Genomic DNA, 16,643 nt, shown 5'->3' with positions numbered 1-16,643 from the left:
AAGACAGATTAATTATCATCTGTCTTTTTTTTTATATAATTCTTCTTTAAACTTTAAAAGTTCTATATATTCTTTTTGTTTAGCAATTTTATATTCTATTTGTTTTATTTTTTTTAATTGTTTTTTTGTAGGAATAATTTGATTATTTAAATAAGCTTTTAAAATTGCTTGGTTTTGTTCTTCTTTTTGATATTCTTTATTTTTATAAATAACACTTATAAAAGTTCCTAGCAAAACACCTAATACCATACTAATAATTATTAAAATAAATCGTAGCATTGTTTTAATTACTAAACTAATATTTCAATTATAAAATAAATCTCCAGTAAAAATTATTAAAATACCAACAAAAACTAAACCAAAAGAATAACTAAAACTATCTGGTTTTATAAATTTAAATAAAACAAATAAAAAATTAACTACAAATATTATTAATAAATAAGTTAAACAAATTAAAAACAAATATAAATAAGCTAATTTATCTAATTTATTAAAATAATTTCAAGAATAATTTTTTAAATCAGGACCAATAAAAAATAATATTACTAAAAATAAGCTAATTGTCGTAAATAATTGAAATAAGAGATTAATTAAAAAAGGGGTTCTACTATTATTAAATTTAATATTATCTAATAGTTGTTCTTTATTTTGTTCTTTCATAATTTTTAATTTATTACTTTAAGTATATCAAAAACTAGACATAAAATTGAATACAAAAAACAACACCTGAGTGTTGTTGTCATTTTCAATGGAGCAGGTGAAGGGAATCGAACCCTCACAATCAGCTTGGAAGGCTGAAGTTCTACCATTAAACTACACCTGCATACTTGACACTTTTATATATTATTACATAAAAGTATCAATGTCAATATTTTAATATAATTATTTTCTAATTCCTAATTTTTCAATAATTTCTTTATATCTATTAACATCTTTTTTAACTAGATAATCTAAAAAGTGTCTTCTTTGAGCAACTTTTTTTAATAAACTTCTTCTTGTAGGAATATCTTTTTTATGCATTTTTAAATGTTCAGTCATATTAGAAATTTCAGCTGTTAAAATAGCAATTTGCACTTCTGCTAAACCTGTATTTTTTTCTGAACCACCAAACTCTTTAATTAATGCTTGTTTTTGTTCTTTAGAAATCATATTTTTCTCCTTGAATTGTATTTAAATGTCTATCAAAGGCATATTTGAGAAAGAATAATGTCTTTGGTAAACTACTAACTTTTAAATATTATCATAAACTAACTATTTTGTCTTAGTTATTAAACGTTTTTTAAAAAAATATAAAAATTGTAAAATCATTAAATAATTTTTATAAAATAACAATTAGAGAGTCTAGGATTACAAAATGAAAAAAACTATTATTTTCTTAACACCAATTTTATCATTATTATTAGTAAGTTGTAAACCAGGTATGCTAAATACTATCAATCAAAATAATTCAAATAATAAACTAAACAATAAAACTTTTAATAATAAAAATAATGATAAACAATCTAATTTAAATAATATTAACTCAATAAAAAAAGATAAAGCTAATAACTCATCAACTAATAGCAAAAATAATGATTTTAAAAATCTATTAGATGAATCTAATAAAAAAAGAATAACAAAACAAACTAATAGTTTTAAAGTATCAAATACGCCTTATAAAGTAAGTGATTTAACAAATTTAACAATTCTTACAAAAAATACAATTAATCTAACAAAATATCAAGATATAGATTATATTGATTTAGATCAATTTTTAGATTTATTTAAAGATATTTTAGAAATTAATCAAAAAACTGAAGAAGTAATTTATAACAATAATTCATATTTATTAAATAAAGAGCTTAAAAAAGAAATTAATAATAACTTAATTACTATTAAATTAATTAATAAATATCAATCAAAAGATAAAAATAAAACAAATGATTTTATAATAAGTGAGTTTATTAAATTTGATTTTTTAAACAAAAAAATAATCATATCTAGTGTTAATTTTTATAACTTAATAAATTCTTATCAAAATGAAACTAACTTAAAGTATCATTATTTTAAAACACTAGAATCTAAACCTTTAATCATAGATTTAAATAAATACAATATTTATATGTTTCATACTAATAACAACTTATATTTACCATTAATTGTTTTAAATCAAATATTTTTAAGTGAATCAGAAAAACAAATTTATTTTAATAATAAAAATCTTTTTATATTTGAAGTTTTTGACCTTTATCAACATAACAATAATGAAACTAAGAAAAAACTAAGTTCTAATAAACAAGACATTAAATTATCAAATAAGTTAAAAGAGTTTCAATATAACTATTTATGATTTTTATTAGATAATTTTTATCCTTTAAAACTAGAAAATAATAAATCTTATAAAGATTATTTAACAAAATATAAAACTAGTTTATTAAAAGATAATTTAGAACATTTTAAAACAACTAATTTATTAATAAGAGATTTAAATGATATTCATACAAAAGTATTATTACAATCTCCACTTTATGATTTAAAAATTAATGATAGTGATTTATTTGTAAATGAAAATAATAGAAATGATAGAATTGCTAAATTTAGAAAATATGAAAAAGAATTATTTAGACTATCTAGTAAATTAAATGAAAAAGATATTAGATATACTAAAGATAATAAAACAGCTATTATTAAAATAGATCTGATTACAAGAGATACTATAAAAGGTGTTAAAAATCAACTTGAACAAATTAAAAACAAAAAAGAAGTTAAAAATGTTGTTTTTGATTTAACTTTAAATAAAGGAGGGAGTCTACTTGCAACTTTTATAATTATTGGTTTTTTAACAAATCAAAGTTTTAAATATCATAAATTATATCCAAACACAAATAATAAAGAAATCATAAATATTACATCAAATATAGGTAAATTTGATTTTAATTATTACATATTAAATTCACCTATTAATTATTCAGCAGGTAACACATTTGCATCAATTATTAAAACGAATAAATTAGCAAAAAATATTGGTTATAAAAGCGGGGGGGGAGCTAGTGAGGTTAGACTAGCTATTTTACCAACCGGTACAATAATAAGAAAAAGTTCTTTGTATACTTTAACTGATAATAATTGAAATTCTTATGAACTAGGTGTTGATCCTGATATAGAGTTTAAAAAAGATAAAAATTATAATTTTAATAATTTATTTGATTTAGAATATATTCAAAACATTATAAATAATGATCAAAAAGTAAAATAAAAGGAATTATTATGAAATTACTTTTAACAAGTTTATTTTTATTATCAAATACAATAGCTCCAGTTTTAACTAATAGTGTAAATATCATAGAAAATACAACAAACACACTTAGTTTAAAAGAATATAAACTTAATTCATTAACTAAAGATGTTAAAACTATGAAAAAAAAGAACATTAGTCTACATTTACACAAAGATGTTGGTTATGTTTCTATAAAAGAATTTTTAGATAGTATAGAACCAATTATTAAATTTAATGATATTAAACACGAATTTAAAAATAATAAAACAATAGTAACTTTAACTTCTAAAATTCCTAATTTAAAAATAGAATTTGATTATAAAACTCAAGATATTATAGTTTCTAATAATAATATATTTACTGAAATATTAAAAAATAAAGAGCGCGGAGAAGAAAAATTAAATTTAGAATTTCAGAATTTAAAAAATGAAAATCCAAATACACAATTTAAATATCATTTAAAAGATTATGATATTGAAATGCTAAAAGATCAAAAAGATATTTATTTACCTATAGTTTTACTAAACCAAATCTTTTTAAATGAATCAAATATTCAAGTTTATTTTAATGATGATGAAGTAAGCATTTTTAGATTTGCTGAGACATTAAGTAATTTTATAAATATTGTTAATCTTAAAGGGCTAAAATCTAGTCAAAAAACAACTATTCCTAAAACTTTAAAAGAATTTCAATATAAATATTTTGCATTTTTATTTGATCATTATTATGGAATCAAATTAAAAGATAATAGATTTTATAAAAATTATTTTCAAAATTATAAAAGCCAAATTACTTCAGATTCAAATGATAAACATTACTTAGCAACAAAACAATTGATTGAAGATCTTGATGATCCTCATTCAGCTTTTACTATGGATGGTTATTTTAATAAAGGTGAAGAATATAATAAAACTAAAATAGAAAGTAAAAGCAAAGTCAAAAGATACAAAAAGTGAAATGATACACTTCATTTATTAGCTCAACACGATCCAAGTAAAATTGAATATCAAAATAGGTTTCTTTCTGATAATAAAACTTCTGTAATTTCTTTTAAAAAATTTGAAATAGATACAGCTAAACAAATTGAAAAAAGTTTAAAAGAAGCTCAAAATAGAGGCATTAAAAACATTATTTTTAATGTAACTCAAAATGGTGGAGGATTTATTGGAGCTGCTTATGAAATTATGGGATTTTTAACTGATAAACCATTTAATGTTTATAATTATAATCCACTTTCAAAAGAACAAAAAGTTGAAACTATTAAATCAAAATATAATAAATATAATTTTAATTATTACATTTTAACTTCTCCTTATTCATTTTCAGCTGGAAATATTTTTCCTCAAATAACAAAAGATAATAAAGTAGCTAAAATAATAGGATATAAGACTTTTGGTGGAGCTAGTTCAATTGGTTATTTTATTTTACCAACTGGAGATATTATTCAACTAAGCACAAACAATGTTTTTACAAATAACAAGTTTAGAAGTTTAGAGTTTGGTGTAAAACCTGATGTTATGTTAAATGGTAGTGTTGAAACTAATGCTAAAGATTTATATGATGATAATAAACTTTTAGAACTAATAAATAAAGCTGATAAGATATCATTTAAAAATGATGATGATTCAACAATTAAACCAATTGACACTATTCCATTAAAACCAGATAAACCAAATAAAAATGAAATAAAACCAAAAATAAGTTTATCTAAACTAATTAAAAATAAAAATATAAAAATTTCAAAAAATGATCCAATAACTTTATTAAAAGAACTTTTTAAAAATAATCCTGATATTAATTTTGATCAAGAAATAAGAATTAGTTTAAAACAACCTAATAAAGCTGAAATTTATTTAGAAAATAACCCAAATGATAAAATAATAATAAATTTTTCTATTGTTAAAGATATATCTGAACAAAATCAAAACCTTAAAAATAATAAAACTAAATTAATTATCATAATTTCATCATCATTATTAGTAGTAATAGTTAGTTTATTATTAACATTTTTAATCATTAAAAAACTAAAAAATAAAAAATAGTACTTATATAAGTACTATTTTAACTTTAAATCTATTCCTAATAATTCTTGAGCTTTATCTACTAGATTTTCATCTAGTAGTTTTTTTATTTTTGTTGAAGAAATATCATTATCTCTTTTAAAAATAATAACATTTTTTTTACTAAAAGCTTTAATTAAATCATCAATATTTCCTTGTGATAAATAACCAAATTTAAAGTCCTGTCCTTCAACTATTTTTATAACATTTAATTTATTAATTAAAACATCAATAAACTGATCTTTAGTAGTTTTGATTAAACTATCATCAACTTTAATATCAAAAAAATAATCTAAATCAGATAAATTATTATTAATAAAATCTAATTTTTGCTTTTTTGTTGCTAAATTAGTATAAGTTATATTATCTTTAATTTTTTTATCAAAAGACATTACTATACTAGTTAAATTTTCTTGTTTTGCAATTTGAATTACTTTATTAATAATTTTTTGATGATAAATATGAAAACCATCAAAATTTCCTATTGTTATAATTGATTTTTTAATATTTAGTTTTTCTAATTTATTAAAAGGTTTATTAATATATATCATTATTTAATCCACCTCTTTTAATTTTAAAGATATTATTTTCATATTTTTGATAAACAGCTAGAATATTATTTTGATCATCACTAATAAAGACTAATTGATCTTTAATATCATTTAAAACTATTTTTTTACCTTGTTTAACATCTAAACTATTACAATAGTTAACAACTTTAAAATCATTAATTTTAACAGAATCATTTATTGAAATTAAGTGATTTCAACTTAAATCTTTTATATTAATTGCATTAGTTATATTAAAATTACCAGATAAAGTTCTATTAAGTTCAACTACATATCCAATTGTGTTTAAATCTTTACAAATATCAACGGCTAAACTTCTAATATAAGTTCCTTTACTACATTTAACATCTAAAAAAATTTCGTAGTTTTTTTGATCATAATTTAATAATGTAGTTTTAAAAATAGTCACTTTTCTACTTTTTATTTCAACATTTTGATTAGTTAAGGCATATTGATAAAGTTTTTTACCATTAACTTTTATAGATGAATAAATTGGTGGATATTGTTCATAAGAATAATTATTATATTTACTAATTACTTTATTTATTTGATCTAAACTAATATCAAAAGGAGTTTGAGTTTGAATTATATTTCCTTCACTATCATAACTATCAGTTAGTGTAAATAATTTGATTTTTACTTGATAAGCTTTATTAGCATTTAATAAATAATCACTAATTTTAGTAGCATTATTTACTAAACAAATAACAACCCCAGTTGCTAGTAAATCTAAAGTGCCACAATGACCAACTTTTTTAATGTTTAGCTTTTTTTTAGCTTGATTAATTAATTGATAAGTTGATATATTTTTTGGTTTATTTAAAATAAAAATACCTGATTGTTGCATAACTTAGTTTCTATTTAAAAATCCAAGTATAAAACTTGGAAATTTAATATTATTTGCTTTTTTCTTCTTTTAAAATTTTATCAATTTGATTAACTCTATCTAAACTATTATCATAAACAAAAGTTAATTCAGGAACAGTTCTTCAATCTAGTTTGCTTGCTAATATCATTCTAATTTCTTTTAAATTATTTTCTAATTCTTCTTCAATAGTTTGTATTGTTAAATCTTCAAAAATTGGAATAAATTGATAAAAAATTTTAACATGACTATTGTCAGTAGATAATCTAGTTTCAACAACTGAAATTGATTTTAAAATTTCGCTTTTCATTTCACGTTGCAAAATTAAGTTTAATTCTCTTAAAAGCAATGATTCTTTTCTTTTTTGAGTTTTTATATTTGCCATAAAATTCTCCTTTTGTTATTTAAATTATACCACTTACAAAAATTATAAATTTTATAAAAAATACAACCTAGTTTTATTTTATATAAGAATTTATCTATAATAATAAATTAGTGCTATTTGAATAATATTAAAAAATAAAAAAGCTGTTTAGTTTATAATTTAATTAATATAGAAAAGGACATAGTTTATGTTACAAAAACCTCGTGGAACTCAAGACTTTTTTTTAGATGAAACAAAATTATGAATTAAAGTTGAAAACAAATTAAGAGAAATTTTAAATAAGTTTAATTATAGTGAAATAAGAACTCCAATTTTTGAATCAAAAGAACTATTTATTAGAAGTATTGGTTCAACTAGTGATATTGTTTCAAAAGAAATGTATGAATTTGTTGATAAAAAAAATCGTAGTTTAGTTTTAAAACCAGAAGGAACAGCTAGTGTTGTTAGAGCTGTTGTTGAAAATAAACTATATGCTGAAGACTATTTACCTTTTAAAACTTATTATATTAGTCCAATGTTTAGATACGAAAGACCACAAAATGGAAGATATCGTCAATTTCATCAATTAGGAATTGAAGTTTATGGAAGCGATTCAATTCAACAAGATTATGAAGTTTTAAATATAGCTAACAATATCATTAATGATTTTAAATTAAATAAAAATATTAAAATTTATACAAACTATTTAATAACTGGAAAAAATAGAGAACAATACATTTTAGAATTAAAAAAATATTTAACTGATTTTAAATTATGTTCTGATTGTAATATTAGGATTGAAAAAAATCCTTTAAGAGTACTAGATTGCAAAATTGATGACAAACAATTTAAAAATGTTCCTAGTATGAAAGACTTTTTAACTGATGAAGAACAAAAAAGATATCAACAAACACTTGATTTATTTAAAGAAATGAATATTTTAACTATTCATGATGATAAATTAGTTAGAGGTTTAGATTATTACACTGGATTTATTTTTGAAATAAAATATGAATCTAAAAATATTGAACAAACTATTATAGCTGGTGGTAGATATAATAATTTAGTCTATGAAATTGGAAATATTAACTTACCAGCTTGTGGTTTTGGGATGGGATTAGAAAGATTTATAAATATTATAAAAGAACAAAATAACGAGCTAAATAGAAATGATCAAAACATTGATCTTTATACAATATGTTTAGATCAATCAGCTATAAAATTAAATCAACAAATTTTAGAATTATCTAGATCTATTGGTTTAATATCTGATAGTAACTACTATAATCTTTCTTTAAAATCTGCATTAAAAAAATCAGATAAACTGAATCCAAAATATCTAATTATTCTTGGTGAAAAAGAAGCAACATCTAATCAATTTATAATTAAAAATGAAATTAATAAAACTGAAATTAAAACAACATTAACTAATTTTGTTAATGATCTAAAATAAGGAGATATATGAAAAGAACACATACTTGTGGCGAATTAACATTGCAAAATGTTGATCAAAAAGTTATTCTACAAGGTTGAGTAAAAAAAATTAGAAAACTAGGAGCTATGGTTTTTATTGATTTAAAAGATAGATATGGAGTTACTCAATTAGTTATTGAACAAGAAAATATTAATTTAATTAATAATCTTAAAAATGAATATGTAATTGAAATTAGTGGAATTGTTGTTAAAAGAAAATCAGTTAATAAAGAATTAAGTACTGGAGATATTGAAGTTATTGTTAAAGATCTTTTAGTAATTAATAAATCTGAACTAACTCCTTTTGTTTTAGAAAATGATGTTAATGTTAATGAAGATACTAGATTAACTTATAGATATTTAGATCTAAGAAGACAAATTATGCAAAATAATTTAATTACTAGAGCAAAGATTAATCATATTATTAGAAACTATTTAACTGATTTAAATTTTTTAGAAGTAGAAACTCCTTATTTTGCAAAATCAACTCCAGAAGGTGCACGTGATTTTTTAGTACCATCAAGATTAAATAAAAATAAATTTTATGCTTTACCTCAATCGCCGCAATTATTTAAACAATTATTAATGATTTCTGGAATTGATAGATATTATCAAATTGTTAGATGTTTTAGAGATGAAGATTTAAGAATTGATCGTCAACCTGAATTTACTCAATTAGATTTAGAAATGAGTTTTGCAACTAGTGAAGATGTAATGCAAATTAGTGAATCTTTAATTAAAAAAATCTTAAAAGAAGTTAAAAACTTTGAAATTAAAGAACCTTTATTAAGATTAAGTTATAAAGATGCTATTGATTTATATGGTAGTGATAAACCAGATCTAAGATATGATTTAAAAATTCATACCTTAAATGATATTTTTAAAAATAGTGATATTAAAATGTTTTTAGATTCACAAAATAAATATATAAGAGCTGTTTGTATTGATCAATTATTAACCAAAAAACAACTTGAAGAACTTAATCAACAAGCAAAACAATTTCACTTTAATTCAATAGCTTTTATTAAAGTAGAAAATAATGCTTGATCAGGAAGTTTAGCTAGTCAACTAACTGAAATACAAAAAGAACAATTAATAAAAGAATTTGATATCAAAAATAAAGCTACTATTATTTTAAATATTGGAAAATATGAAGAAATTTCTCAATTAATGGGAGCTATTAGAATTAATTTAGCTAAAATGTTTAATTTAGAAACTAAAGATGATTTTAAATTATTATGAGTTGTTGATTTTCCTTTATTTGAATTTAGCGAACAAGAAAATAGATATGTAGCAGCTCATCACCCATTTACAAGTCCAAAAGAAGAATCATTAGCTGATTTTGATACTAATAAAAAAGATGCATTAGCTTGTGCTTATGATTTGGTTATGAATGGATTTGAAATAGGTGGTGGAAGTCAGCGTATTACTAATTCTGAAATTCAACAAAGAATGTTTGATGCTGTTGAACTAAGTCAAAAGCAAGTAGAAGCTAATTTTGGTTGATTTATGAACGCTTATAAATATGGTGCTCCTTATCATGCAGGAATTGCTTGAGGATTAGATAGAATTAGTATGATTCTAACTGATTCAAATTCTATTAGAGATGTAATTGCTTTTCCAAAAAACTCACTAGGAGTTGATATGATGAGTAATGCTCCTGATTTAGTAAGTGACAAACAATTAGATGAGCTAAACATAAAAACAATTGAATAAAAATAAAAAGTAGGCTTAGCCTACTTTTTTCCTGTCATATAATCATCAAAATTTCGATCTCAATCAAGTCGTTCCATTCTTTCTGAATAATATAACTTATTATTATAATCATATATGCCAATACTTGCTAATTGTTCAAATTCTAAAGTTTCAAATAACAATATTGAATAATATAAAAATGATTGAAAAATTATAAGAAATTTTAAAAATTTATTAGCTATTTCTAATTGTTCTGGATAAACTAAAAATCCATCTTCATTAATATCTTCCATAAAATCACTTATAGTTTCATCTAACATATAAATGTAATCTATATATTTTTCTTCATCTTTAAACTTAAGTGCTCTTGTTATTTTATTAATAAGGGTTTTTTGAACTTCTTTAAAATCAGCAATATCAACTACAATTTTTAAATCATAAAGTTCTTTTAAAAAATCTGGCAAAGCAGCTTTTGTATATGCTATATAAGCCTCTTTAATATTTAAATCTATGCCTGTTTCTTTTAAAAATCCAGATTTACTATCAATTTTTTTATAAAAAGTAGAAAAATTATCAAAAACATTTAACAATTCATGAAGTTCAATTATAAAAATTTCATAAAAATCTCGTTTAATATATCTCTTAAAATCAGCTATTACAAATGTTGGTATAACTTTCAAATACATTTCTTCAATTCATTTTTTAAAAGCTGAAATTTCTGGGTTTTTTGTTCATTCTTCAATTGCTTTTTTTGAAAATTCAGTTGTTAATTTACCTGATTCTTGAGAAATTGAATAAATCTCATCAACTAGTATTTTTAAAAAACTATAATCGTACTTAAACATATTTTCTTCCTTTCTATAATTAGGCAATATAATTTAATCATCTATTTTTAAAATTGCAACAAAAGCCTCTTGCGGAACTTCTACAGTTCCAATTTCTTTCATTTTTTTCTTGCCTTCTTTTTGCTTTTCTAATAATTTCTTTCTTCTAGATTTATCTGCAGCATGAAGTTTTCAAGTAACATCTTTTCTATAAGCTTTTATAGTTTCTCTTGAAATTACTTTATTTCCAATTGTTGCTTGTACTGGCACTTCAAAATTTTGTCTTGGAATTAATTCTTTTAGTTTTAAAGTTAAAGCACTTCCTCTTTGATAAGCAAACTTTTGATTAACTATCATTGAAAATGCATCAACCATTTCTCCATTTAATTTAATATCCATTCTCACTAATTTTGATTCTTTATAACCAATAAGCTCATACTCAAAAGAAGCATATCCTTTAGATATAGATTTTAATTTATTAAAAAAATCAAAAATAATTTCTGCTAATGGCATTTGATAAATTAAAATTCGCCTATTATTGTCAATCACTTCCATATTTTTATAAATACCAAGTTTGTTTTGGCATAAATTCATCAAATCTCCAATATATTCACTTGGTGTTGCTATTTTAATTTCAACAAATGGCTCTTCAATTTTTGAAATTTTTTGAGCTTCAGGTAGTAGTGCAGGATTATCTAATTCTATTACCTGTTTATTTGTTAAATGAACTTTATAAACTACACTAGGAGCAGTTGCAATCAACTCAAGATTATATTCTCTTTCTAGTCTTTCTTGAATTACTTCCATATGTAATAACCCTAAAAAACCACATCTAAAACCAAATCCTAAAGCTTGACTAGTTTCTGGTTCATAAACTAAAGAAGAATCAGATAATTCAATTTTTTCTAAAGCTTCTTTAAAATCTTGATATTTATTAGTATCAATTGGATAAATTCCACAATATACCATTGGCTTTAATTTTTTATAACCGTCAAGTGGTTCACTAGCAGGATTTAAAACACTTGTAATAGTATCTCCAACATTAACATCTTTAATAGTTTTAATTGAAGCAGCAACTCAACCAACTTCACCAGCTTCTAAAAAATCTTTTTTAACAATTTTTGGAGTTTTTATTCCTAAAGAAGTAACTTCATATTCAGCATTAGTAGACATTAGTTTGATTTTATCACCAACTCTTAGCATCCCTTGTTTTAATCTTATTGACATAACAACACCTAAATATTTATCATAATAAGAATCAAAAATTAAAGCTTTTAAAGGGGCATTGTCAATAGCATCGCTTGGTGATGGAATTTTTTCAACTATTGCTTGTAAAACATCTTGAACATTTAATCCAGTTTTTGCTGAAATTAAAGGGGCATTACTACAATCTAATCCTATAATTTCTTCAATCTCTTGTTTAACTTTATCAACATCAGCACTAGGTAAATCAATTTTATTAATTACTGGAATTATTTCTAAATTACTATCTATTGCTAAATAAACATTAGCTAAAGTTTGAGCCTCAACTCCTTGAGAAGCATCAACAACTAAAATAGCACCTTCACAAGCTGCTAAACTTCTTGAAACTTCATAAGTAAAATCCACATGACCTGGAGTATCAATTAAATTAAAAATATAATCTTGGTCATCTTTTGAATGATATTTTAGCTGAACTGAGTTTAATTTAATTGTAATTCCTCTTTCTCTTTCAATATCCATTGAATCTAATAATTGATCTTGCATTTCTCTTTTTTCAACTGTATTTGTTAGTTCTAAAATACGGTCAGCTAGTGTAGATTTACCATGATCAATATGAGCAATAATACTAAAATTTCTGATTTTAGATTTATCCATATAAAACCTTTCTTTAAATATGTATTGAGTGTGTATTAATAAAAGTAATTACTTGATTTTCTAGTTTTAAATTAGAATTACTAAACATCTTATTTTTAAGATCATCAATATAACTCAAACTTATATGATAATCTTTTTTTAAAAGTTGTTTTAATAACTTATATGATGAGTTTAAATATTTTTGTTCTTCTTGATAATTATTATCATTAACAATAATTAAAATAGGTAAACGCTTTTTTATTAAATTATTTTTTTTTCTTTTTAAACTAAAATACATTGTTTTATAAACATCTAACAGACTAATAATATCAAACTTTTTAGAAACAAAATCATCTTCTAAAATATCTAAATATCTATTTAATTTATTTACTAAAAAATTATTATTTTGATTAAACTTATTTAAAAATTTTTTAATAAAACTATATTGATGAAAACTACATTGATTTTTATTTTTAAAAAACAATTTAATAAATATTAATTTAAATATTTGTTTAATAATTGTTTTTTTATTTAACTCTAAATAATTAGATAAAATTAACCCATTTATAGTTTCAGAATATTTAATACTATAAGCTTTACTAAAAGCACAAGAAACTGAATGAGAAAACATGAAAATAGGTAACTTATATTGCTTTCTTATAAAATGATTAATTTCTTTTAAATCTTCAAGATTAATTTTTCAATTATTATTTAATATTCTAGCTTGTTTTCTAATATTTAAAGAGTTTTGAATTGAATTACAAACAACTATAATCTGATTATTATTAAGTACTTTAAAAAAGTTCTTATAAAAATCTATGATATTTAAATTACTACTTATAATATGTAAAACTGCCTTAGGTTTTTTAACTTTATCAAAAACATAAGTTTTAACTTGATGATCATCAATTGTTTGAATATCAATTTGTTTCATTTTAAACCTCTTTAAAAACAAATTCTAAAGTTGCTTGCTTTGCTAATTTATCAGCTAAATCATTATACTTATTATTAGTATGTGATTTTATTCATTTAAATTCAACACTAATTTGATCTTTATATTTATTAAAAAAATCTTTATATTCTTTTGTAAAATCTAAATTAGCTTTTCACTGATTTAAAGCTCATTTACTAACCCCTTGATAATCATGATAAATAATAACTTTTGAAATTTTATTAGCTATACAAAACATGATTGTTTGTTTAACAGCCATTATTTCTCCTGCTACATTTCTTAAATTAGCTAAATTAGAATCATTAAATCGTTGACTCAAATGAAATTCTCTATTTTTTAAAAAAACAACAACACCATAAGAAAAAGTATTATTTAAAGTATCATAACTACCATCAGTGTATGCTATACAACTATTTTTATCATTAGTAAAATTTTTTAATGGTTTTTGATCAGTATCATTTAAAAAATCTTTAGCTTGTTTTGAAGTTGAAAAAGATTTATAAACAGCATTAGAATAATTTTCAACTTGTTTTTTAGCTTCATCTCAAGTTGTATAAATACCAGTATTTCAACCTTTTTTTACAGCATAATACTTTTTAATCATAACTTTTCCTTTCTAATAAGCTCTTGCAAATATTACTTGTAAACAAGTGTCTTTTTTACAATTAAAACATTTTGCTTTAATTTCTTTTTTATCAAAAGGAATACATCTTGAGTTAGTTAAAGTTTTTGTTTTAATATCTTCTTCACATTCAACTCTTCCACAAAATGGAACTAATACAAAACCTTGATTTTGTTTTAAAATTTCAATATATTCTTCAATTGTATTAGCTTTAAAAGTTCTATTTTTTCTATTTTCTAAAGCATTATTATAAAGTGATAAATCATAATCTTTGATCATTTGATCAACTACTTTTTTGACATCTTTATAATCAATTTTAATTTTATTTTCTTGTTGATCTCTTCTTGAAATTGTAATTTGATTATTTTCTAAATCACGAGGTCCTATTTCAATTCTAATTGGTATTCCTTTAATTTCTGCTTCACTAATTTTAAACCCAAAGCTTTTATCACTATTATCTACATCTATTCTATAATCAGATAATTTTTCTTTAATATTTTCAACAACTTGATCAATTTGTTCGATATTTTTAATTTGAATAATTTGGATTTGAATTGGAGCTATTTTACTTGGTAAGACTAAACCATTATCATCACTATGAGTCATAATAAGAGCACCAATTAATCTTGTTGAAACTCCTCAACTTGTTGAATAAGCATGTTCTAACTTATTTTCTTTGTTTTGGAATTTAATATCATAAACTTTTGTAAAGTTATCAGCAAAAAAATGAGAAGTACCACACTGTAAAGCTTGACCATCAAACATTAAAGATTCAATGGTATAAGTATCTTTTGCTCCTGCAAATTTTTCTTTTTCAGTTTTTTTACCACAAATTACAGGTAGTAACAAAACTTCTTTTGCAAACTTTTCATAAATATCTAATATCTTTAAACAAAAATTTTCTGCTTCATTATAAGAACTATGAACAGTGTGACCTTCTTGTCATAAAAACTCAATAGTTCTTAAAAAAGGACGAGTAGTTTTTTCTCATCTCATCACATTACATCATTGGTTATAAATTAAAGGTAAATCACGATAAGAATTTATTTCATTACTAAAATAATCCATCATTAAAACTTCACTAGTTGGTCTTATAAATAAATTTTCTTCTAATTTTTTTTGTCCAACTCTAGTAACAGTTGCAATTTCTGGAGAAAATCCATCAATATGATCTTTTTCTTTATTAAACAATGATTCAGGAATTAATAATGGAAAATAAACATTATCTACATTTACTTTTTTAAATTCTTCATCTAAATACTTTTGAATTAATTCTCAAATTCTATATCCATATGGTCTAAAAATCATAGTTCCTTTAACAGAACCATAACTAGCTAATTTTGTATTTAAAACAATATCTGTATATCATTGTGAAAAGTCAATATTTCTTGGAGTTATTTTATCTAGTTGCTTTTTCATTATCATTATTACTTTCTATTTGATCTATTTCATTTTCATTTTTATAATATATTCTTATTCTATTATTTAACATAACTTCTTCAACATATTTTTTAGCTTGTTGATATGTTTGATAATCTCTAAATAATAATCATTCAATACTATCTATTTCAATTTTTTGATTAATAAATACTATAGATAAAGTTTTATCTCAAACTCAATCTTTACTAGTGCGTGTGTATAAACTATAAGGATTTATTCCAATTGTTAAAAAATTGTCATAATTAAATTTTTGATCATCTATTGATTCTTTTATTCACTTTCAAAATTGAGCTCTTGATGAAACATCAAATTCTAATCCAATTAAAAAATCTTTTTGCTGATATGATCAAACAATATATTCTTCATTAGATTCTAAATTAATGTTTTTAACTGGACAAATACCATGCTGTAAAATGTTTAATCAATTTTTAGAATTTGTATAAAATAAAAAATATTGAATATCTTGTTTTTTTATAAAGTCTAAAACATTTTTCTTTTCATTTTCTTTAGTAATAAAAAAAGGATATAAAATATTTTCAAAATAATTATGTTGAATTAAATCATTATCAGTTTTTCAAAATATTAATTTTGATCAAATAGATTTTTTGCTTTTTGATTTATTTTTAATATTTTTATCTACTTTTTTATTCATCATAACTCCATTTATTATTCTTAATATATTATATA

General features: G+C 21.5%; 15 protein-coding genes and 1 tRNA gene. 4 read left to right on the top strand and 12 right to left on the bottom strand.

Annotated features, from left to right (window positions below; genetic code table 4):
• Nucleotides 1-12: 12 nt before the first annotated feature.
• The 3 genes from MSB_RS01685 to rpsO form a co-directional block, all read right to left on the bottom strand.
• Nucleotides 13-660 carry a DxFTY motif-containing membrane protein gene (locus MSB_RS01685; protein WP_013447651.1) on the bottom strand — a complete coding sequence of 216 codons (648 nt, stop codon included), beginning with the start codon at nucleotides 658-660 and terminating at the stop codon, nucleotides 13-15.
• 89 nt (nucleotides 661-749) lie between these two features.
• Nucleotides 750-823 (bottom strand) — tRNA-Gly (locus MSB_RS01680).
• Nucleotides 824-882: 59 nt separating this feature from the next.
• A complete protein-coding gene (gene rpsO, locus MSB_RS01675; RefSeq protein WP_013447650.1) occupies nucleotides 883-1,149 on the bottom strand; it encodes a 30S ribosomal protein S15 in 267 nt (88 codons plus the stop codon).
• 205 nt (nucleotides 1,150-1,354) lie between these two features.
• Here rpsO and MSB_RS01670 point away from each other — a divergent pair, with 205 nt between their 5' ends.
• Both MSB_RS01670 and MSB_RS01665 read left to right on the top strand, forming a co-directional pair.
• Nucleotides 1,355-3,235 (top strand): S41 family peptidase, encoded by a 1,881-nt coding sequence (locus tag MSB_RS01670; protein ID WP_013447649.1) that lies wholly within the window; start codon nucleotides 1,355-1,357, stop codon nucleotides 3,233-3,235.
• 11 nt (nucleotides 3,236-3,246) lie between these two features.
• Nucleotides 3,247-5,298 carry a S41 family peptidase gene (locus MSB_RS01665; protein ID WP_013447648.1) on the top strand — a complete coding sequence of 684 codons (2,052 nt, stop codon included), beginning with the start codon at nucleotides 3,247-3,249 and terminating at the stop codon, nucleotides 5,296-5,298.
• Between the two features lie 14 nt (nucleotides 5,299-5,312).
• Here MSB_RS01665 and MSB_RS01660 read toward each other — a convergent pair whose 3' ends face one another.
• Genes MSB_RS01660 through rbfA form a run of 3 tightly spaced genes read right to left on the bottom strand, consistent with a single transcriptional unit; the run spans nucleotide 5,313 to nucleotide 7,135 of the window.
• A complete protein-coding gene (locus tag MSB_RS01660) occupies nucleotides 5,313-5,867 on the bottom strand; it encodes a nucleotidyl transferase family protein (RefSeq protein ID WP_013447647.1) in 555 nt (184 codons plus the stop codon).
• Complete coding sequence (gene truB, locus MSB_RS01655) at nucleotides 5,854-6,732, bottom strand: tRNA pseudouridine(55) synthase TruB (RefSeq protein WP_013447646.1); 879 nt, start codon at nucleotides 6,730-6,732, stop codon at nucleotides 5,854-5,856. Before truB ends, MSB_RS01660 begins: the two co-directional genes overlap by 14 nt.
• Before the next feature lie 49 nt (nucleotides 6,733-6,781).
• Nucleotides 6,782-7,135: a 30S ribosome-binding factor RbfA gene (rbfA, locus tag MSB_RS01650; RefSeq protein ID WP_013447645.1), complete on the bottom strand. Its 354-nt coding sequence runs from the start codon at nucleotides 7,133-7,135 to the stop codon at nucleotides 6,782-6,784.
• A 187-nt stretch (nucleotides 7,136-7,322) separates the two neighbouring features.
• Between rbfA and hisS the strand changes: the two genes are divergently transcribed.
• Nucleotides 7,323-8,567, top strand: a complete 1,245-nt coding sequence (gene hisS / locus MSB_RS01645) for a histidine--tRNA ligase (protein WP_013447644.1) — start codon at nucleotides 7,323-7,325, stop codon at nucleotides 8,565-8,567.
• Nucleotides 8,568-8,575: 8 nt separating this feature from the next.
• Nucleotides 8,576-10,303 (top strand): aspartate--tRNA ligase, encoded by a 1,728-nt coding sequence (aspS, locus tag MSB_RS01640; RefSeq protein WP_013447643.1) that lies wholly within the window; start codon nucleotides 8,576-8,578, stop codon nucleotides 10,301-10,303.
• Nucleotides 10,304-10,323: 20 nt separating this feature from the next.
• Here the strand turns inward: aspS and MSB_RS01635 are convergent, their stop codons facing one another.
• Genes MSB_RS01635 through MSB_RS01610 form a run of 6 tightly spaced genes read right to left on the bottom strand, consistent with a single transcriptional unit; the run spans nucleotide 10,324 to nucleotide 16,608 of the window.
• The gene (locus MSB_RS01635) at nucleotides 10,324-11,127 is read right to left on the bottom strand and encodes a hypothetical protein (protein ID WP_013447642.1); all 804 of its coding nucleotides are present in this window, start codon (nucleotides 11,125-11,127) and stop codon (nucleotides 10,324-10,326) included.
• Between the two features lie 33 nt (nucleotides 11,128-11,160).
• On the bottom strand, nucleotides 11,161-12,963 hold the full coding sequence (lepA, locus tag MSB_RS01630) for a translation elongation factor 4 (RefSeq protein WP_013447641.1): 1,803 nt from the start codon (nucleotides 12,961-12,963) through the stop codon (nucleotides 11,161-11,163).
• A gap of 13 nt (nucleotides 12,964-12,976) precedes the next feature.
• Nucleotides 12,977-13,876: an alpha/beta hydrolase gene (locus MSB_RS01625; protein ID WP_013447640.1), complete on the bottom strand. Its 900-nt coding sequence runs from the start codon at nucleotides 13,874-13,876 to the stop codon at nucleotides 12,977-12,979.
• A gap of 1 nt (nucleotide 13,877) precedes the next feature.
• A complete protein-coding gene (locus MSB_RS01620) occupies nucleotides 13,878-14,498 on the bottom strand; it encodes a ribonuclease H1 domain-containing protein (RefSeq protein ID WP_013447639.1) in 621 nt (206 codons plus the stop codon).
• A gap of 12 nt (nucleotides 14,499-14,510) precedes the next feature.
• Nucleotides 14,511-15,935 carry a proline--tRNA ligase gene (proS, locus tag MSB_RS01615; protein ID WP_013447638.1) on the bottom strand — a complete coding sequence of 475 codons (1,425 nt, stop codon included), beginning with the start codon at nucleotides 15,933-15,935 and terminating at the stop codon, nucleotides 14,511-14,513.
• Nucleotides 15,916-16,608, bottom strand: a complete 693-nt coding sequence (locus MSB_RS01610) for a hypothetical protein (RefSeq protein ID WP_013447637.1) — start codon at nucleotides 16,606-16,608, stop codon at nucleotides 15,916-15,918. The genes proS and MSB_RS01610 overlap by 20 nt, the downstream gene beginning before the upstream one ends.
• Nucleotides 16,609-16,643 lie beyond the last annotated feature (35 nt).

The sequence above is a fragment of the Mycoplasma leachii PG50 genome, assembly GCF_000183365.1.
In the GTDB taxonomy this organism is placed as follows: Bacteria; Bacillota_I; Bacilli_A; order Mycoplasmatales; family Mycoplasmataceae; genus Mycoplasma; species Mycoplasma leachii.
Note: the sequence above shows the minus strand (reverse complement) of the source record. Positions and strands in the feature narration are given on the sequence as shown.